Source organism: Pseudomonas sp. LW8 (assembly GCF_041956865.1).
Classification (GTDB): Bacteria; Pseudomonadota; Gammaproteobacteria; order Pseudomonadales; family Pseudomonadaceae; genus Aquipseudomonas; species Aquipseudomonas siliginis.
The window spans coordinates 2,412,454-2,431,363 of the sequence record NZ_CP168138.1 but is presented as its reverse complement, the minus strand read 5'-3'; the positions used below and the strand labels follow the sequence as shown (position 1 = coordinate 2,431,363).

Below are 18,910 nucleotides of genomic sequence, written 5' to 3'. Positions count from 1 at the left end.
TTTTTGCGTTTCAGCGATCAACCACCATCGGTGTCGATATCGGCGTCAGTGCTTTCGCCCGGTTCAGGACGGTCCGGGTCAGGCTTGAAGCCGGGGCTGAAATCGTTGCTGTTGTCGTTGTGATGCTGCTTTTGATCGACCTCGGCAGCCGCGCTGTCCGCCTGCCCTTCTTCAACCGGCGCGGGAGTATTTTGCCCCGGCGTTTGCGGGTCGATGGCCGGGTCGTTGCGGTTAATTGACTCTGAGGACTGATTTTGCTGTTGCGGCGCTTGCTCGTTCATATCCACCTCATTCATAGTCCTGCCTCCTTCTTCCAGCACGACTGGAAAACGTCGGGCATGCAGATTCGAAGCCTGACGCCGTAGATTCGTTCAAAAGATCGTTGCCTGCCGCCACGCCGACTAGAGTTACCGGGGCGTTCGACGCGGCAGGCAGAAAAATTCATCGCTAGCTGAACAACTATTTCAAGCGGTAAATGTCAGTCAAATCGCGCCGGTCATTTCGCCGAGCCGGCCCATATACGTAACGGAGCGACACGCACATGGCAGCACTGCAGAACAGCACAGTTGAAGCAATCAAGAACAACCAGACTCAGCTGTTGAGCGAGTGGACCAAACGCCTCGAAGCCAGCGGCGCCACACGCAACCTCAAGGAACACGACCTCGCTCAGCAAACCCGCGACTTGCTGGGCCTGCTCCTGGCGGGTCTGGAAAACGGCAACGGCAGCAAGATTGCCGCTGCGGGTTGGGAGGATACCCGTCAGTTCCTTGAAAAGCTGTCGCAGAGCCGCGCCCTGCTCGGCCAGGATTCCCAGCAAACCGCCAATTTCATCTTTGCCCTGAAAGGCCCGTTGTTCGCCCTGCTGCAAAACCATTATCAGGACCAGCCAGCACTGCTTGCCGAGCAATTGCTGGAAATCTCCGAATTGCTCGACACCGTCGGTATGCACACCATCGGCACCTTCCAGAAATCCCGCGAAGCGGTGATCAAGCGTCAACAGGAAGAGCTGCTGGAACTGTCGACTCCGGTGGTCAAGCTGTGGGATGGCGTCCTCGCCCTGCCAATGATCGGCACCCTCGATTCGCAGCGCACCCAAGTAGTCATGGAATCGCTGCTGCAACGCATCGTCGACACCGGTTCGGAAATCGCCATCATCGACATCACCGGCGTGCCAACCGTCGACACTCTGGTCGCCCAGCACTTGCTGAAAACCGTGACCGCAATTCGCCTGATGGGCGCTGATTGCATCATCAGCGGCGTGCGTCCACAGATTGCGCAAACCATCGTTCACCTGGGTCTGGATCTGCAAGGCGTAGTGACCAAGGCCAACCTGGCCGATGCATTGAAACTGGCCCTGACCCGCTTGGGTGTCAGCCTCGTCAAGACGGCTTGACCATGGAACGTATTCCGATTCTTCAAATGGGCGATATCTTGCTGGTGACCATTCAGGTCGACATGCATGACCAACTCGCCCTGACCCTGCAGGACGATCTGTCCGAGCGCATCAGCCGGACATCCGCCCGGGGCGTGCTGATCGACATCACGGCGCTGGATATGGTCGATTCGTTCATCGGGCGCATGATCGGCGACATTTCCGGGCTGTCGAAAATCATGGACGCCAAAACCGTGCTGGTCGGCATGCAGCCGGCAGTGGCGATCACGCTCGTTGAGCTGGGCATGACTTTGCCAGACGTGAGCACCGCCCTGAACGTCGAACGCGGGATGAAACTGCTGCGGGAACGAGTACTTGCACAATGACCGTGCGCAGTAGCGGTACGCAACCCATTCTCATTGAACAGGACGTAGTGCTGGCCCGCCAGACCACGCGCAAACTCGCCACCGAATGTGGCATGCGCCTGATCGACCTGACCAAACTGGTGACCGCTGTCAGTGAGCTGGCGCGTAACACCATGGTCTACGGCGGCGGCGGCGACATGGACTGGCAGATTCTCGAGGAAAACGGCCGGGTCGGTTTGCGCATCACCTTCCGCGACGAAGGCCCTGGCATCCCCGACATCAAACTGGCGATGACCGACGGCTGGACCTCCGGCAGCGGGTTGGGCCTTGGCCTGACTGGCGCCAAGCGCCTGGTCAATGAATTCGAACTCGACACTGAGCCCGGCAAAGGCACGCGCATTACGATCACACGATGGACATGAATATCACCGGGTCGTTGACCCAGGTTCTGCCGATCGAGGACAGCAGCCAGATCGGCCACGCGCGGCGCACCGCGCAGAAACTCGCCGAGCAGCATGGCTTCGACGAAAACGATGCCGGCCGCGTGGCGCTGGTCGCGACCGAACTGGCGAGCAACGTGCTCAAGCATGCCCAGCGTGGTGAATTTCACCTGCGTGTACTGGCTCGGCCGGATAACGGCTTCGGCATCGAAATGCAGACCGTGGATCGGGCGCAGGGCTTTGATCTGGATGCCTGTCTGGCGGATGGCTTTTCCACTGGCGGTACGCAGGGCATCGGCCTCGGCGCCGTATCGCGGCAGACCAATGTCTTCGATGTCTACGCCGACCACCGTGGCGCGGTGTTGCTGGCGCGGATCTTTGCCCGCAGCGATCGGCAGGCCGATATCCGCTTCGGGGTCAGCCAGCATTCGCTGCATGCCGATCCGGCCTGCGGCGATGTCTGGCATCTGAAATATGAAGGTTCGCGGATCAGCGCGCTGGTGGTCGATGGCCTCGGCCATGGCGAAGACGCCGAACGTGCTGGCCTGGCCGGTGCCCGGGCATTCGCCCGGGCACCGTTCGCCGATCCTGTGGTATTGATGGAAGACCTGCATCAGGAAATGCTCGGCACGCGCGGTGGCGCCGTGGCGTTCGCCCAGTTTGACAGCCAGCGCGACGGCCTGACGTTCGCCGGTGTCGGTAACATCGGCGCCAGTCTGCTGGAGCCTGGCAAATCCCGCGGTCTGGCCTCACACCCCGGTATCGTTGGCGGCCAGTACCGTAAAGCCAAACCCTTTGACTATGCTCACGTGAACGGACATTTATTGATCATGTACAGCGACGGCCTACAGTCCCGTTGGAATCTTGCAGACTACCCCGGCCTGGTGCATCGCCATCCTGCCGTGATAGCCAGCGTCCTGCACCGCGACTTTTGCCGTGGTCGCGATGACGTGACGGTGCTGGTCGTGGCTCTGGAGGCCGACCATGGCTGAATCGACTCACTTGAGCCACGCCGAACAGGCGGCGCTCATCGCTCAGTTGCAGCGCGAAACCACTGCCCTGCGCGAAGAACTCGATGAAACCAACCAAGGTGTTCTGGCGCTGTACGCCGAGCTCGACAATCAGGCCGAAGAACTGCGTCAGGCATCGGATCTCAAGAGCCGTTTCCTGTCGTACATGAGCCATGAATTCCGCACGCCGCTGGGCTCGATACTGAGCATCAACAGTCTGCTCGCTGACGAACTCGACGGTCCGCTCAGCCCTGAACAGCACAAGCAGGTAGCCTTCGTCAGCACCGCTGCCCGCGAGCTCAGCGACATGGTTGATGACCTGCTCGATCTGGCGAAGATCGAAGCCGGGCGCATCAGCATCTCGCCGGCCTGGTTCGACATGTTCGACCTGTTCTCCGCCCTGCGCGGGATGTTCCGGCCTATCGTCGACGCCTCGGCGGTGGATCTGATCTTCGAAGAGCCGCTGGGCCTGCCGCGCCTGTATACCGATGACAAGAAGCTCGGGCAGATCCTGCGCAACTTCATTTCCAACTCGTTGAAATTCACCACCCGTGGCGAAGTGCGGGTATCGGCGCGAATGGAAGGTGAAGACAAAGTGCGCTTTGCCGTCAGCGACACCGGCATCGGCATCGCGGCCGAACTGCATGACACGCTGTTCGAAGACTTCTCCCAAGTCGATTCGCCATTGCAGAAACGTCTGCGCGGCACCGGTCTGGGTCTGTCACTGTGCAAGCGTTTCGCCGCCCTGCTCGGCGGTGAAGTCGGGGTAGACAGTAGGCCGGGCGTCGGCTCGACGTTCTTTGTCATCATCCCGCTGGCAATCGCTCTGGAGAACGTCGATGAATCGTGACATCCGCCTGTTGATCGTCGATGACAACGTCGCCACCCGTTACGCCCTGCGCCGGCGCCTGGAGAACCATGGCTACACGGTGCTCGAAGCCGGCACCGGCAGCGACGGACTGGCCCTGATCGAGAGCGAAGCCCTCGATGCGTTGATCCTCGACGTCAACCTGCCGGACATGAGCGGTTTCGACATCGTCCGCCTGCTGCGCGCCGACCCGGGCACCGCGCTGCTGCCAGTGATTCATGTGTCAGCGGCGTCGATCCAGACCGGCGATATCATCACTGGTCTCAACGCGGGTGCCGATGCCTATCTGATTCACCCGGTCGACCCCGATGTGCTCTTGGCGACCCTGCGTACCCTGCTGCGGGTGCGCGACACGGAAAATGCCCTGCGCGAGAGCGAGGCACGTTTCCGCGAGATTTTCGCCAACGTCTCGGCACCGATCGCCGTGCTCGATGCCAATCTGAAAGTGCATGAATGCAACCACGCCTTTGCCCAGTTGATCGTCGACAACCGCGACGCGCAGGCGCTGCGTGAATGCTTTGCCGAAGATCAATGCTCGATCCTCGACGAACTGCGTCTGCGTCTGGTCGACGGCGAGCGCTGGAAAGGCACGCTGAACATGCGTGTGCAGGGCGAGATTCGCGAGACGCAATGGCAGATTTCGCCGTATCGCACCCCGGAACTGAGTCTGGTGTTCGTCGAGGACGTCACCGAACACCGCCATCGCGAGCGCTCGCATCTGGCGCGGCTGGATGACACCACCACGCAGCTGGCCAAGGAAGTCGCCGAACGCGTGCATGCCGAAGCGCAATTGCTGCAAGTGCAGAAAATGGATGCGCTGGGCAAGCTCACCGGCGGTATCGCCCACGACTTCAACAACCTGCTGACCGGGATCATCACCAGCCTGGAACTAATCCAAAAACGCGTGGCCGATGAGCGTCTGGACAAGGTGCAGTTCTATACCGAAGCAGCGCTGAACTCAGCCATGAGCGCGGCCTCATTGACCCATCGTCTGCTGGCATTTGCCCGCCAGCAGCCGCTCGATACACGGCCGGTGGACATCAACGAGCATGTCCGCTCGCTGGAAGAATTGCTGGTGCGCACCATCGGTGAGCGCATCACCCTCAAGCTGGAACTGACCAACAAACCGGCGATTGCGCTGGTCGACCCGGTGCAGCTGGAAAGCGCGGTGCTCAATCTGGTGATCAACGCCCGTGATGCCCTGCCCTCGGGCGGCAATATCTGGGTCAATACTTACGCCGCTTATTCCCATGGCGATCCGAATCTGGCCGATGGCGCGTACGTGGCGCTGTCGGTACGCGACGACGGCACCGGCATTGAACACAACGTGATCGACAAGGTGTTCGAACCGTTTTTCACCACCAAGCCTTTGGGCCAGGGCACCGGGCTCGGTCTGTCGACGATCTACGGTTTTGCCCGTCAGTCGGGCGGTGACGCGCACATCCGCAGCGTCGCCCGACGTGGCACCGAAGTGACCATCATGCTGCCCGGCACCAACGACCCGACCGGGGCCGACGCACCTGTGCCCGTGCCTGACGCGAAAGGCAGTGGCGAGCATGTGCTGATCGTCGAGGACATGGCCACGGTGCGCTTGTTCGTCACCGAAGTGCTGGAGGATGCCGGCTATCGCTGCACGCAAGCGGCGGATATCGAATCGGCGCTGGAGCGCTTGCAGAACGACCCGTCGATCGACCTGCTGCTGACCGACGTCGGCCTGCCGCGCATGAGCGGGCGGGAGTTGGCGGATGTTGCCCGTGGCTGGCACGAAGGGCTGCCGATCCTGTTCATGACCGGCTACGCCGAAACCGCGCTCAACCGCCAGGTCTTCCTCGGCACCGGCATGGACATGCTGGTCAAACCGTTCCAGATCAGCGAACTGCTCGACAAGGTCCGCCGTACGCTGGATGGCGCCTGAACTGGCGCCATCGCTGGCAAGCCAGCTCCCACAGGGGGCATCAGTGTGCGCAGATTTTCGGCAACAACTTGAATTCCTGTGGGAGCTGGCTTGCCAGCGATGGCGGCCAGCAAGGCGCTGCAGTTATCGGCTCAAAGCCCGAGCCAGAAACGGCGCAGTCTTGCTCTTCTTGCTCGCCGCGACTTTCTGCGGTGTGCCGGCGGCGACAATCCTGCCGCCCTGATCGCCGGCCCCGGGGCCGATGTCGATCACCCAGTCACTCTGCGCGACCACGCGCATTTCGTGTTCGACCACAATCACCGTGTGCCCCGCCGTTACCAGCGTATCGAGTTGTTCCAGCAACCGATCGACATCTCTCGGGTGCAATCCCGTGGTCGGTTCATCCAGTACATACAAGGTCGCGCCACGCTGGCTGCGCTGCAACTCGGTCGCCAGTTTGATCCGCTGCGCTTCACCACCGGACAGTTCCGTGGCCGGTTGCCCCAGGCGCAGATAACCCAGGCCGATATCGCGCAGCACTTCCAGCGAACGACGAATCCCCGCCTGCTCGGCAAACACCGCCACCGCCTCATCGACGGTCAGTTGCAGCACCTGGGCGATGCTCAAGCCCTGCCAGAGAATCGCCAATGTCTGCGGGTTATACCGCGCTCCGTGGCAGGTCGGGCATGGCGCATACACGCTGGGCATGAACAGCAATTCCACACTGACAAAACCTTCGCCCTCACACGTGGCGCAACGGCCCTTGGCGACGTTGAAAGAAAACTGCCCGGCATCATAGCCCGCCGCTTGTGCCTCAGGTGTCGCGGCGAACAGCTTGCGCACGTTGTCGAACAAGCCGGTGTAAGTCGCCAGATTGGAGCGCGGCGTGCGTCCGATGGGTCTCTGATCAACCTGCACCAGCCGTTTGATCGACTCCAGGCCGGCGCTGATCTGCCCGGTGCTGGGCGGCGGCGTGTCATCTTCCAGGCTCGGTTCTTCCGACTCGGCCTCGGCCACTGGACGGCCCAACTGCGCGCCGACCAGTTCCAGCAAGGCCTGACTGACCAGACTCGATTTGCCAGATCCCGATACGCCGGTCACCGAGGTGAAACAGCCCAAGGGGAATTCGGCGCTAAGATTATTCAGGTTATTGCGCGTCACGCCGTCGAGCTTCAGCCAGCCGCTCGGCTTGCGCGCGGCGCGCTCAGGGCGTTGGTTTTCGGCAAACAGATAAGCGCGGGTCTGCGAATCTGCAATATCAGCAAGTCCCGCAGGCGGACCGCTGTACAGCACGCGCCCGCCCTTTTCGCCCGCCGCCGGGCCGACGTCAATCAGCCAGTCGGCACGGCGCATGGTTTCGACATCGTGTTCGACCACAAACAGCGTGTTGCCGTCGGCCTTCAAGCGCTGCAATGCCTCGAACAACGCCTCGCCATCCGCCGGATGCAGACCGGCAGACGGTTCGTCCAGGACATAAATCACCCCGAACAGCTGCGAACCCAATTGCGTGGCCAGGCGCAAACGCTGCAACTCGCCCGACGACAACGTCGGCGTACTGCGTTCCAGCGCCAGATAACCCAGGCCGAGATCGGTCAGGGTGCTGACCCGCTCCAGCAAATCCTCAGCGATGCGCTGCGCCGCCAAGCGTTTCTCCAGCGACAGATTCGGCGTGTGGCGCACGTCCGGTGCGCTGGCATGACCGCTGGCGCCATGGGCAACCCGCTGCTGACGCGCCTCGCGGGTTTGCGCATGGCTGAGGGTGTCGCCGCTCTCCTCGGCCTGTTCCAGATAATTCGCCGCCGCTACAGGCCGCAGCACTTCGGCCACTTGCAGCAACGGCATCTGCGACAACTCGCCAATGTCGTAGCCGGCGAAGGTTACCGACAACGCCTCGCGCTTGAGCCGTTTGCCCTCGCACAATGGGCATGGGCTACCGCGCATGAACTGCGAAACACGCTTCTTCATCAGCGCACTTTGCGAGTGAGTGAAGGTGTGCAGGATGTAGCGCCGGGCGCCGGTGAAGGTGCCCTGATAACTCGGTTCCATTTTGCGTTTGAGGGCGACGCGGGTTTCTTCCGGGGTCAGCCCGGCGTACACCGGCACCGTCGGCGTCTCTTCAGTGAAGAGAATCCAGTCGCGCTGCTTTTTCGGCAGCTTCTTCCAGGGAATATCGACATCAATGCCCATGGTCACGAGGATGTCGCGCAGGTTCTGCCCCTGCCACGCCAAGGGCCAGGACGCCACTGCACGCTGGCGGATGGTCAGGTTCGGGTCCGGCACCATCAGCGCTTCGGTGACTTCATAGACGCGACCAAGTCCATGACACTCCGGACAGGCGCCCTGCGGCGTGTTCGGTGAAAAATCCTCGGCATACAGCATTGGCTGCCCCGGCGGGTAACTCCCGGCGCGGGAATAGAGCATGCGGATCAGGCTCGACAACGTCGTCACGCTGCCCACCGACGAACGCGCGCTCGGCGTGCCGCGCTGCTGTTGCAAAGCGACGGCGGGCGGCAGTCCTTCGATGGAATCGACATCCGGCACGCCGACCTGATCGATCAGCCGCCGCGCGTACGGCGCCACCGATTCGAAATACCGCCGCTGGGCCTCGGCATACAGCGTGGAAAACGCCAGCGACGACTTGCCCGAACCGGAGACACCGGTGAACACCACCAGCGCATCGCGCGGAATATCGACATCAACGTTCTTCAGGTTATGTTCGCGGGCGCCGCGCACGCGAACCATGCCGGCGGGTGCTTTGGAATTGCGCTTGGAAATCATCGGCCTGCCTTGATTGAAAAACTGGGCAGCGCTCGGCATCAGGTGCCGAGCACCTCGCAAATCATCTGCAGTAAGGCTTGCGGGCTGTAGGGTTTGCCGAGCAGATGCGTATCGGGGCTGAGCTGGTGGTCGCGGGAAATGATGTCGCGGGTATGCCCGGAAGTGAACAGCACCGGCACTGGCGGCGTCTGCACCTTGGCCCAGGCAGCTAGATCGGAACTCTTGATCAGGCCGGGCATGACCACGTCGGTGAAAATCAGATCGATCTCGATGCCTTCCAGCAGCATCTGCATGGCCACGTCGCCATTGCCGGCGGTCATCACCCGATAGCCTTCTTCGCGCAGCAACTCGACCGCCGAAGCGCGCACCGCGTCATTGTCTTCCACCACCAGAATGGTTTCGTGGCCGCCGCTCTTGCGTTCGCCGACACTGGCGGTCTCTTCGCGAACCGGACGCAGACTGCGCGGGAAATACAGCTGCACCCGCGTGCCTTCGCCGAGCTTGCTGTCGATCTCGACGTGGCCGCCACTCTGTTTGACGAAGCCGAAGACCATGCTCAGACCGAGGCCAGTGCCCTGCCCGTCGGCCTTGGTGGTGAAGAACGGTTCGAAAACCTGTTCCAGCATTTGTGGGGCAATGCCCACGCCGGTGTCGGTGATCGCCACGCGCACATACTCACCGGACGCGATGCCCTTGCCGACGCAGTATTCGCTGTCCAGACAGACATTGGCGGCACTGAGGCCGATAACGCCCTCGCCCTTCATCGCGTCGCGGGCGTTGATGGCCAGGTTGAGAATCGCGTTTTCCAGTTGGTTGCGGTCGACGTTGATGTGCCAGGGCTGCGGCGGCAACTGCACGTCGATCTGAATGGTTTCGCCCAATGCACGTTGGAGTAATTCGCCCACGCCTTCGAAAATTTGCTCTGGATTGCACACGGCCGGTGACAGCGGTTGCCGCCGGGCAAAGGCCAGCAGTTGCGAAGACAGTTTGGCACCGCGTTCGACCGCCGCCAGCGAAGCCACGACCCGGCGTTGTACGTTGGCATTGTTGGGCTCATGCCGGGCGAGCAGATGCAGGTTGCCAGCGATGACTTGCAGCAGATTGTTGAAGTCGTGGGCAACGCCACCGGTCAGGCCGCCGATGGATTCGAGCTTCTGCGATTGGCGAAGTTGTTCCTCGGCCGCGAGCCGCGCATTCACTTCGGTGGCCACGCGCTGTTCGAGATTGCGGGTGAATTTGAGCAGTGATTCTTCGGCGTTTTTGCGCTCATGGATGTCGATCAGCACACCGGGAAAGCGAAACGGCTTGCCTTGCTCATCGAACTCGCAGGCACCACTGGCCAACACCCACAGGTACTGGCCGTCGGCCCGCTGCACGCGGTATTCAGCGTTGTACGGCTCGCCAGTGCGCACGCTATGGGCAACTCGCTCCTGCACCCACCGATGATCTTCGGGATGAATGCGCGATTCAGCGATCTCTTGTTGCAGATCGCTCAAGTCCTGATCCGGCGGATAGGAAAAGGTGCGGGCGAAACGTTCGTCAGCAGAGAAGCGATTGTTCTTGATGTCCCAGACAAACGAGCCAAGCAGTGCGCCGGCATTCAGCGCCAGACGCACGCGCTCGTTGTCGGCGCGATAGGCATCTTCGGCCGCCTGACGCAGGCGCTCGGAATGCACCAGTTCGGTGGTTTCGACCACCATCGCCATGACGCCGCCGGGCACGCCTTCGTCGTTGGCCACCGGGCTGTAATACAAGTCCATCCAGACGTCTTCGGGCACGCCGTCGCGCAGCAATACCAGCTCTTTGTTGCGATAGGACAAGGTGCCGCCGGCCAGGCAAGTGTCAACGACGTGGCGGTTGAATTCGGCGACTTCCGGCCAGCCAAGCTCTACCGGCACGCCAAGCAGATAGGGATGGCGGCCACCGGCGAATTCGGAGTAGGCGTCGTTGTAGATCATGTAGCCGGCATGGCCCCAGAGCATCACCATCGGCAGCGGCGAAGCCAGCATCAGCTGCACGGTGTTACACAGACTGGCCGGCCAGTCGGCGAGCGGACCCAGTTCGGTGAGGCTCCAGTCGAACGCACGGATGCGTCCGGCCATTTCGCCTTTCCAGCCCTCACAGCCGTGGCTTTCGGATAAAAACTGCATCGCCTGACTCAGTGTCCTTTTTTGCGGTTTTCCGATCTATCGCAACGCTACAACGACGCGACGCCCGTGTGTTTCGAGGCCCTGAAAACGCATTGGTTTCATTGGAGGTATAGCCGATTTGCGACACAGAGCCATTCAGACGCCAATCAAGTGTTTGAGTGGGTGATAGCCGGTTTTCATTTTTGCAGCAACGTCGAGAATCGCCTTCTCGATTCCGTTGAGGTGCGTGCAGGTCAGCTCGATCGCGGCGCTCTGATTACCGGCCTCGATGTACTCAAGCAAACGCAGGTGTTCATCGTCGCGGCAGGCTTGATGACTGTCGTCATCGAGCGCGGCGGCATACAGCGAAGCGCGCGAGATCAGCTTCTGGAACCAGTCAAGCAGCACCGGATTGTTCAGGCTGCGCGCCAGTTTGAGGTGGAATTCGCCGAGCAGATGGATCAGCCGTTCATGGTCGCCGGCCGCATGGGCGGCATCCTCCAGCAACAAGTGCTCACGCAGATCCTGCATCGCAACGGTGTCTTTGCGCCGGCACAGTTCGGTGACGATGCCGATTTCGATCAACCGCCGGGTTTCGAACAGCGAACGCAGCTCTGCGTCACTGGGCAGCGACACCGATGCACCTTTGTTGGGCTCAGTGGTGACCAGACCATCGGCTTCCAATTGCTTGAGCGCAGCACGCACCGACGTGCGGCTGACATTGAACAACTCGGCCAGCGAGGCCTCACCCAGCTTCATGCCTGGGCGCAACGAACGCTTGCTGATCGCCGCGTAAACCCCTTGGTAGACGCGATCGACCGTGGTTTCCAGTTTCTTTTCGCTCATTCGAACACTCCTTTGGCGTCGGGCAATTCATCCTGGCAGTGGCTGGCCATGGAGATTGATCGGGTTCCCGTACCGGTGTGAAGCGCAGAATATCTGCCTTCGGCCCAAAGGTGCAGCCTTTTGATTTATCTCGATTTTGGATAAATAGCCAAAACCTGTGGGAGCGAGCCTGCTCGCGAAGGCGGCGGCACGTTCGACATTGTCATTGCCTGACACTGCGCTTTCGCGAGCAGGCTCGCTCCCACACTGATACGGGGTAAATCCACCATCTTCATCGCAACCAAATTCCCTGTGGGAGTGAGCTTGCTCGCGAAGGCGGCGGCACAGTCAATATCGTCATTGCCTGACAGTCCGCTTTCGCGAGCAGGCTCGCTCACACTCTGATACGAGGCAGATCGACCATCTTCATTGCAACCAAAATCCCTGTGGGAGCGAGCTTGCTCGCGAAGGCGGCGGCACGTTCGACATCGTCATTGCCTGACAGTCCGCTTTCGCGAGCAGGCTCGCTCCTGCAAGGGTCAGTCACTGATGACTCTACATCTATTTCCTGCTTCGTCATTCGGCTAAACCACACTTTGCTCAAACGATCAGCAAGGGGTTGTCAACTGTCAGGTTTGACAGTTTACGACCGGCTACTGTCAGCATAGGTTGGAGATATGTTGCTGGACCGATTCGTATAAACGGCACCCGTTGCCAAGGAGCTGCACATGCTGACGGAACACGTTCTCCCACAAACCAGAACCAATCCTTCCTCCGGTACGGTTTCCACTGATGTAATAGGTGAACCGGCGTTCACTGCCGATGGACTCAACTTCGCTTATGACTATTACACCACCGATAAAAAACTGCGCCTGACCCTCAGCGCCGTTCAGACAATTGAAGATGAACAAGGAAACACCGTCATCAGAGGCATTGAGATGGTGTTCAATCCCGACATGGACAGTGGCACCCATGCCATCAAGGATGGGAAGTACTCTGCCACATGGTGGAAAATGCGGGCCGATGGCGCTGAAACCTTATTTCAGACGTACAACGCGGACAGTGGCTCGGTTAGTCTGTCCTTTGATCACGAACGGGAACTCTATGAAGGTAGCTTCTCCTTTGAATCCAATGGGCCCGGTTCCGCCAGTGCAATCATCAAGTCGGGCAGCTTTTCTATCAAAGGGCGGGACAATTTCACCCTGTGACCGCTGATGATCCGTTAGGAAGCGCTCAAGTTGGTGAGCCACCCAAACCGATGCAGATGCGAGATTGCGCCCGGTTGTAGTGAGTCGCTCGACACTCGTCTTGACGGATTGATCGCTGACGCAAGCGTGGGTGTTTGATCAGTGGAAATCCCGGCTCTGCACATGAATGCCGTTGAGCAGCGGGCTCAGGTCGCTCATGCGCCCGGCGATCAGGTGGCGCACATCGCCTTCGCGTTCCCAGCGGCCGTCGACCTTGAGCAATTGCGACCCCACCAGCACTTGGCGCTGCCGCTCGGCCAGGTCACGCCAGACCACCACGTTGACGTTGCCGAACTCGTCTTCCAGGGTCACGAACGTCACGCCGCTGGCCGTACCGGGGCGCTGTCGGCCGGTGACCAGACCGGCCACGCTGACCGGCCGGCCATGTTCGATATCCATCAATTCCCGCGAGCTGCGGCAACGCCGGGCCTGCAACTCGCCACGCAACAACGCCAGTGGATGCGGCCCCAGCGTCGTCCCCACGGTCGAGTAATCAGCATGCAGGTCTTCGCCAACGCTGGGTTTAGGCAAGACGATTTTGACTTCTTCCTCGTTGGGCAGGCCGGCGAACAGGCCGAGCTGTTTCTGCACCCCGGCCACTTCCCAACGCGCACGATGACGATGCCCGGCCAGACCGCGCAAGGCGCCGGAGTCTGCCAGCAAGGCCTGCGCACGACTGTCGAGGGCGGCGCGCTCACCCAGGTCAGCGACATCGGCAAACGCCCCGTGTCGGCGCGCGGCTTCGATGCGCCGTGCGTCCTCTTCGCGAAATCCCTTGATCATGCGCAGGCCCATGCGAATCGCCGGTTGCCCGGCACTCAGCGGCTCGAGGCTGCAATCCCAGTCACTGGCGCGCACGTCCACCGGACGGATCTGCAATTGGTGCCGCCGCGCGTCCTGCAGAATCTGATCCGGACTGTAAAAGCCCATCGGCCAACTGTTGATCAATGCACAGGCGAACGCCGCCGGCTCGTGGCATTTCAGCCAGCAACTGGCGTAGGTCAGCAAGGCGAAACTGGCGGCGTGGGATTCGGGGAAGCCATAACTGCCGAAGCCTTTTATCTGCTCGAAGATCTGCGCAGCGAATTCCGGTGTGTAGCCGTTCTTTTTCATGCCGGCGGCGAGGCGCTCCTTGTGCGGCTCCAGTCCGCCATGGCGCTTCCACGCCGCCATCGAACGGCGCAACTGATCGGCCTCGCCGGGGCTGTAGTCGGCAGCGACGATGGCGATCTGCATGACCTGTTCCTGAAACAGCGGCACGCCCAGGGTTCTTTTGAGTACGACTTCGAGCGCTGGCGACGGATAGGTTTCCGCCTCTTCCTTGTTACGTCGGCGCAGGTAGGGATGAACCATGCCGCCCTGAATCGGCCCCGGGCGGACGATCGCCACTTCAATCACCAGATCGTAGAACGTCTGCGGTTTCAGGCGCGGCAGCATCGACATCTGCGCCCGCGACTCGATCTGAAACACACCGACGGTATCGGCGCGGCTGATCATTGCGTAGGTCGGTTTGTCTTCGGCGGGGATCGTCGCGAGCGTCAGGTTCAGATCACGATGCCGGCGCAGCAGGTCGAAGCAGCGGCGAATCGCACTGAGCATACCCAAGGCGAGAATATCCACCTTGAGCAGGCCGACCGCATCGAGGTCGTCCTTGTCCCATTGAATGATGGTGCGGTCGGCCATTGCCGCGTTTTCGACCGGCACCAAGGTGTCCAGCGGCTGCTCGGAAATCACGAAACCACCGGGATGCTGCGACAGGTGCCGGGGGAAGCCGATCAGTTGCCCGGTCAGGCTCAGCACCCGGCGCAGCACCGGACTGTCCGGGTCGAAGCCACCTTCACGCAAACGTTCCAGCGGCGGCGTTTCATCGCTCCAGCGCCCGCAGCAATCGGCCAGCGCGTTGATCTGATCCGGTGGCAGGCCGAGGGCCTTGGCCACATCGCTCACGGCACCGGTGGCGTGATAGGTGCTGACCACCGCGGTCAGCGCCGCACGTCGCCGGCCATAACGGTTGAACACGTATTGCAGGACTTCCTCGCGGCGCTCGTGCTCGAAATCGACATCGATGTCCGGCGGCTCGTTGCGCTCTTTGGACATGAAGCGTTCGAACAGCAGCGTAGTACGATCCGGATCGATCTCGGTGATGCCCAGGGCAAAACACACCGCCGAGTTGGCGGCCGAACCACGGCCCTGACAGAGGATGTTCTGCGTGCGGGCAAAGCGCACCACGTCGTGCACGGTGAGGAAGTAGCTTTCGTAGCCGAGTTCAGCGATCAATTGCAGCTCGTCATCGATCTGCTTGAGCACCTTGGCCTGAGGCCCTTTCGGCCAGCGCCAGGCAATGCCCTCCTCGGTCAGATGACGCAACCAGGAACTGGCATTGTGGCCCTTGGGCACCAGCTCTTTCGGATATTGATAGCGCAGCTCGCTCAGATCGAAGGTGCAGCGCTGGGCCAGGTTGACCGATTCCTCGAGCAAGGCCGGCGGATACAATTCGCGCAGCACATCAAGGCAACGCAAATGCCGCTCGCCATTGGGATGCAGGCGCAGACCCGCTTCGGCCACGGGGACGTGATGACGGATCGCGGTCATGGTGTCCTGCAAGGCACGGCGCCCCCGGGCATGCATGTGCACATCGCCGCTGGCCACGGCTGGAGTCTGCAGCTCAGCCGCCAGAGCCAACAATGCCGCGAGCCGCTGCTGATCGTTCTGCCCGCGATGCAGTTGCACCGTGAGCCACAGGCGGTCGCCGAAGGTTTGTTTCAGCCAGCGCCCTTCTTCCCGGTCATCCACTGAATCCGGCACCCACAACACCAGCAAACCCGGCAGCGCTTCGGCGAAGTCTTCGCGCAGCACCTGATACTGCCCTTTCTGCGTACGCCGCCGGGCCTGGGTGATCAAGCCGCACAGGGCCTGATAACCAGCAAGGTTTTCCACCAGCAGTACCAGTTTCGGGCCGTTGTCGATGCGCACCTCGCTGCCGATGATCAGCGGCAACTCCACGGACTTCGCCGCTTGCCATGCACGAACGATCCCGGCGAGGGTGCACTCGTCGGTGATCGCCAGCGCATGATAGCCGTGCTTTTTCGCCCGCTGAAACAGCTCCAGCGCGCTGGAGGCACCGCGCTGGAAACTGAAATTCGACAGGCAATGCAGTTCGGCGTAATCGGCACTCATGCGAACCAGCCTTGCAGCCACAGCGGGCCGCCCTCACCCACAGCGCGCCAGGCCCAGCCCTGCTGACCGGCGCGGTTCTGGATCAGGTAGTAATCACGCCGCACGTCGCCACCGTCCCACCAACCGGATTCGATGCGCTCCGGCCCCATGAGAATCCGCGCCGAACCTTCCGGCACGCTCTGCGGTTCGTTGAGCAGCCAGCCCGGGCGCTGCACGCTGGGCAAACCTGTGCAAGGCTGTTTGTCGACGCCATTCTGCCACGCGCACTCGGGGCGATGATCGGCCTGAAAGCGCAAGCCCTGCACCGCGTCATCACCCAGCCGTGCGCGCAGACGTTCGCGCAATTGCTCCCAGGGCAAGGTCTGCTGCGGGCGGTCGTCGAACAGTTCCTGATACTGCGGAACGAAACTCGGCAGGTCTTCGGCGCGCAAGCGAAAACCACGCACCGGCGCCTCGACCTGGACTTGCTCCAGCCGGCCACGGGCCAGTTCAAACAGCATCGCCGCGTCACGCTCGGCACTGAGCAGGCCGACCTTGATCACCGTGTCCGGCAGCCCTGCGTGTTCCAGATGCAGATCAAAACGCTGCACGCCACTGTCGCGCCCACAGAGGAACGCCGACAGGTCGCCGGTCAAGCGCCGTAACGGGAACAGCAATGCCTGATGGGATTGCACGTCGAAATTCAGTTCGATGCGGATATCGAAACGGTCTGGCGGCAGATAGAACGCCAGCGCCAGCGGGCGTGCGCCGAACAGCGTGTCGAGGTGCTTGAGCATCTGCGCTTCGAAACGCCGGGCCAGTGCCTGGCGTGGCAGGCTTTGCACCTGACTGAGATTGCGCAGGCCCATGCGCGACAACGCCGTGGCGACATTCGGCTCCAGCCCCACACGATCAACCGGCAATTGCCCGAGATGATGCTGCAAGGCTTCGCTGTCCGGCACCACCAGGCCATCGTAGGCATTGGCCAGCACTCGTGCCGCCACCGGGTTCGGCGCGGCGACGATGCGATGGCGAAAGCCCAGATCTTTCAATTCCTGGCGCAGGCGAGCTTCAAATTGCGGCCAGGTACCGAACAGTCCGAGGCTCGATTCGATCTCGAACACCACGGTACGCGGGTAATGCACGCTGACCTGCGCGCTGAAGCGATAGGCCCACGCGGCGAGAAACTGCTGCCAGTGCTCGACCTCGGCCACCTCGTAATCGGCGGTGGCAAAGCCTTTGCTCATGGCTTGCGCGGCGGTCATCGACATGCCGGGGCGCAGGCCGAGTTTGCGCGCCGCCGGATTTACCGCTTGCAGCACTCGGCGTTGGGCCGGACCGCTGAGCAGCACCAGCGGCTCTTCAGGGTCGGGCCGCTGACGCAGCACAGCGTCGAGGGCCAGTTGCGGAAAGAGAATACATACCCAGCGCATGACGATCAGTGCCCCACGGCAAAGGCAATCGGCGCCGCACGCGCCAGCCCGCCACGGCATTTGAGTACGCGGAGTTGCGCCGGTTTGGCATCGATGGCTATGCGCAACGCTGCCGGTGACGGGTTGACCGCCTCGCTCAACGGGCGCCAGGCAAAGGCCAGGGTCTGGCCGGTTTCCGCCGCTACCTGCAAACGCCGCAAGGCTCGGTCATCGGCCTTGTTCGGCCAGCACAGCACCGCGCCGCAACTGCCCGAGCGCAGACACTGCTCCGCCGCCCACAAGGCATCGCGTTCGCTGGCCTGAATCACCGACAACTGGCGCAAATCGACCCCGGCATTGGCCCAGGCCTGCGGGTACGGCACGAACGGCGGCGCCACCAGCACGATGCGCTCACCGGCCGCGGACAATCGCGCCAGGGTTGGCCAGACCAGTTGCAGCTCGCCGACACCAGGGCCGGCGAGAAGGATTTCGCTCAGCGCCGCTTCCGGCCAGCCGCCGCTGGGCAGAGCTGCGTCCAGTCCCGCATGCCCGGTCGGCTGCGGACTCGCCGCCGGTGGCGCAGGCCTGCCGCGCCAGACCTGGCCGCCATTGAACAGCGTATCCAACGCAACGACGGCGCCCATCAGCCTTGCCTCACCAGACCACAGAACACGCCTTCAATGGCCAGATCCTGATCATCACGCACGACAATCGGCTTGTACGCCGGGTTGCGCGGCAGCAGGCGCACTTCATCCCCGACCCGTTCGAAGCGTTTGATGGTGACTTCACCGTCCAGACGCGCAACGACGATCTGGCCGTTCAGCGCCTCGGGATTGCGCCGTACACCGACCAGATCGCCGTCGAGGATGCCGTCCTCGATCATCGAGTCGCCCTGCACCCGCAGCATGTAATCCGGGGTGCGGGAGAACAGCGCCGGGTCGAGCAGCAAACGGTTATGGATATCGGCATCGGCGCCAATCGGCGCGCCGGCGGCCACACGACCGAGTACGGGGATCTCCAGCAGCTCCGGACGCGATGGCTGGCCGAGCAAACGAATGCCCCTGGCCTGATGCGGGTTGACCTCGATGAAACCGGCTTCCGTGAGCGCCAGCACATGCTTGCGCGCCACGCTGCGCGAGGCAAAACCAAAAGCCTCGCTGATTTCAGCGAGGCTTGGGGGCTGACCGTGCTCGGCGATGCGATCGCGGATAAAGGTCAGAATGGCGGTACGGCGGGGAGTCAGATTGGTCATGGAGTACATTTGTACTCCTGTGGGAAATGCCTGACAAGAACCGCCAGTCGGCGCATGCCGACGCAGGGAGCTGCCGAAGGCTGCGATCTGATCGTTCCCACGCTCTGCGTGGGAATGCCTCAAGGGACGCTCCGCGTCCAGTGACGCGGAGCGTCACGGGCT

General features: G+C 61.8%; 15 protein-coding genes. 7 read left to right on the top strand and 8 right to left on the bottom strand.

All coding sequences use genetic code 11. The features are described 5' to 3' along the window. Positions 1-17 precede the first annotated feature (17 nt). Positions 18-281, bottom strand: a complete 264-nt coding sequence (locus AB9L16_RS10940; RefSeq protein ID WP_110647015.1) for a hypothetical protein — start codon at positions 279-281, stop codon at positions 18-20. 260 nt (positions 282-541) lie between these two features. Between AB9L16_RS10940 and AB9L16_RS10935 the strand changes: the two genes are divergently transcribed. The 6 genes from AB9L16_RS10935 to AB9L16_RS10910 are packed head-to-tail and all read left to right on the top strand — an operon-like array spanning position 542 to position 5,970. Continuing rightward, on the top strand, positions 542-1,393 hold the full coding sequence (locus AB9L16_RS10935; protein ID WP_150741992.1) for an STAS domain-containing protein: 852 nt from the start codon (positions 542-544) through the stop codon (positions 1,391-1,393). Between the two features lie 2 nt (positions 1,394-1,395). Next, a complete protein-coding gene (locus AB9L16_RS10930) occupies positions 1,396-1,758 on the top strand; it encodes an STAS domain-containing protein (RefSeq protein WP_056785183.1) in 363 nt (120 codons plus the stop codon). After that, on the top strand, positions 1,755-2,159 hold the full coding sequence (locus AB9L16_RS10925) for an anti-sigma regulatory factor (protein WP_016774465.1): 405 nt from the start codon (positions 1,755-1,757) through the stop codon (positions 2,157-2,159). The genes AB9L16_RS10930 and AB9L16_RS10925 overlap by 4 nt, the downstream gene beginning before the upstream one ends. Beyond that, a complete protein-coding gene (locus AB9L16_RS10920; protein WP_375123541.1) occupies positions 2,156-3,169 on the top strand; it encodes an ATP-binding protein in 1,014 nt (337 codons plus the stop codon). The genes AB9L16_RS10925 and AB9L16_RS10920 overlap by 4 nt, the downstream gene beginning before the upstream one ends. Further along, on the top strand, positions 3,162-4,037 hold the full coding sequence (locus AB9L16_RS10915) for a sensor histidine kinase (RefSeq protein WP_375123540.1): 876 nt from the start codon (positions 3,162-3,164) through the stop codon (positions 4,035-4,037). Before AB9L16_RS10920 ends, AB9L16_RS10915 begins: the two co-directional genes overlap by 8 nt. Next, on the top strand, positions 4,027-5,970 hold the full coding sequence (locus AB9L16_RS10910) for a response regulator (protein WP_236169005.1): 1,944 nt from the start codon (positions 4,027-4,029) through the stop codon (positions 5,968-5,970). Before AB9L16_RS10915 ends, AB9L16_RS10910 begins: the two co-directional genes overlap by 11 nt. Positions 5,971-6,093: 123 nt before the next feature. Here the strand turns inward: AB9L16_RS10910 and AB9L16_RS10905 are convergent, their stop codons facing one another. From AB9L16_RS10905 to AB9L16_RS10895, 3 genes are all read right to left on the bottom strand, one after another. Next, positions 6,094-8,727 (bottom strand): excinuclease ABC subunit A, encoded by a 2,634-nt coding sequence (locus AB9L16_RS10905; RefSeq protein WP_375123539.1) that lies wholly within the window; start codon positions 8,725-8,727, stop codon positions 6,094-6,096. A gap of 38 nt (positions 8,728-8,765) precedes the next feature. Beyond that, positions 8,766-10,877, bottom strand: a complete 2,112-nt coding sequence (locus tag AB9L16_RS10900; protein WP_375123538.1) for an ATP-binding protein — start codon at positions 10,875-10,877, stop codon at positions 8,766-8,768. Between the two features lie 135 nt (positions 10,878-11,012). Beyond that, entirely contained in the window at positions 11,013-11,702 is a 690-nt protein-coding gene (locus AB9L16_RS10895) for a GntR family transcriptional regulator (RefSeq protein ID WP_076563214.1), read from the bottom strand. Between the two features lie 707 nt (positions 11,703-12,409). Between AB9L16_RS10895 and AB9L16_RS10890 the strand changes: the two genes are divergently transcribed. After that, positions 12,410-12,889, top strand: a complete 480-nt coding sequence (locus tag AB9L16_RS10890; protein ID WP_041478679.1) for a hypothetical protein — start codon at positions 12,410-12,412, stop codon at positions 12,887-12,889. 138 nt (positions 12,890-13,027) lie between these two features. Here the strand turns inward: AB9L16_RS10890 and AB9L16_RS10885 are convergent, their stop codons facing one another. From AB9L16_RS10885 to lexA, 4 genes are read right to left on the bottom strand one after another with little or no spacing between them, the layout of a single operon-like run. Further along, a complete protein-coding gene (locus tag AB9L16_RS10885) occupies positions 13,028-16,105 on the bottom strand; it encodes an error-prone DNA polymerase (RefSeq protein ID WP_375123537.1) in 3,078 nt (1,025 codons plus the stop codon). Continuing rightward, the gene (locus AB9L16_RS10880; protein WP_095179720.1) at positions 16,102-17,517 is read right to left on the bottom strand and encodes a DNA polymerase Y family protein; all 1,416 of its coding nucleotides are present in this window, start codon (positions 17,515-17,517) and stop codon (positions 16,102-16,104) included. The genes AB9L16_RS10885 and AB9L16_RS10880 overlap by 4 nt, the downstream gene beginning before the upstream one ends. Before the next feature lie 5 nt (positions 17,518-17,522). After that, positions 17,523-18,140, bottom strand: coding sequence for a translesion DNA synthesis-associated protein ImuA (gene imuA / locus AB9L16_RS10875; RefSeq protein WP_041478676.1), 618 nt, complete (start codon positions 18,138-18,140; stop codon positions 17,523-17,525). Then, entirely contained in the window at positions 18,140-18,757 is a 618-nt protein-coding gene (lexA, locus tag AB9L16_RS10870) for a transcriptional repressor LexA (RefSeq protein WP_041478675.1), read from the bottom strand. The genes imuA and lexA overlap by 1 nt, the downstream gene beginning before the upstream one ends. Positions 18,758-18,910 lie beyond the last annotated feature (153 nt).

Excerpts from the sequence above, each read along its gene's own strand:
- AB9L16_RS10920 (WP_375123541.1), top strand. The coding sequence starts at position 2,156 with ATGAATATCACCGGGTCGTTGACCCAGGTTCTGCCGATCGAGGACAGC.
- AB9L16_RS10910 (WP_236169005.1), top strand. The coding sequence starts at position 4,027 with ATGAATCGTGACATCCGCCTGTTGATCGTCGATGACAACGTCGCCACC.
- AB9L16_RS10930 (WP_056785183.1), top strand. The coding sequence starts at position 1,396 with ATGGAACGTATTCCGATTCTTCAAATGGGCGATATCTTGCTGGTGACC.
- AB9L16_RS10905 (WP_375123539.1), bottom strand. The coding sequence starts at position 8,727 with ATGATTTCCAAGCGCAATTCCAAAGCACCCGCCGGCATGGTTCGCGTG.
- imuA (WP_041478676.1), bottom strand. The coding sequence starts at position 18,140 with ATGGGCGCCGTCGTTGCGTTGGATACGCTGTTCAATGGCGGCCAGGTC.
- AB9L16_RS10940 (WP_110647015.1), bottom strand. The coding sequence starts at position 281 with ATGAACGAGCAAGCGCCGCAACAGCAAAATCAGTCCTCAGAGTCAATT.
- lexA (WP_041478675.1), bottom strand. The coding sequence starts at position 18,757 with ATGTACTCCATGACCAATCTGACTCCCCGCCGTACCGCCATTCTGACC.
- AB9L16_RS10935 (WP_150741992.1), top strand. The coding sequence starts at position 542 with ATGGCAGCACTGCAGAACAGCACAGTTGAAGCAATCAAGAACAACCAG.
- AB9L16_RS10880 (WP_095179720.1), bottom strand. The coding sequence starts at position 17,517 with ATGCGCTGGGTATGTATTCTCTTTCCGCAACTGGCCCTCGACGCTGTG.
- AB9L16_RS10885 (WP_375123537.1), bottom strand. The coding sequence starts at position 16,105 with ATGAGTGCCGATTACGCCGAACTGCATTGCCTGTCGAATTTCAGTTTC.
- AB9L16_RS10915 (WP_375123540.1), top strand. The coding sequence starts at position 3,162 with ATGGCTGAATCGACTCACTTGAGCCACGCCGAACAGGCGGCGCTCATC.
- AB9L16_RS10900 (WP_375123538.1), bottom strand. The coding sequence starts at position 10,877 with ATGCAGTTTTTATCCGAAAGCCACGGCTGTGAGGGCTGGAAAGGCGAA.
- AB9L16_RS10925 (WP_016774465.1), top strand. The coding sequence starts at position 1,755 with ATGACCGTGCGCAGTAGCGGTACGCAACCCATTCTCATTGAACAGGAC.
- AB9L16_RS10890 (WP_041478679.1), top strand. The coding sequence starts at position 12,410 with ATGCTGACGGAACACGTTCTCCCACAAACCAGAACCAATCCTTCCTCC.
- AB9L16_RS10895 (WP_076563214.1), bottom strand. The coding sequence starts at position 11,702 with ATGAGCGAAAAGAAACTGGAAACCACGGTCGATCGCGTCTACCAAGGG.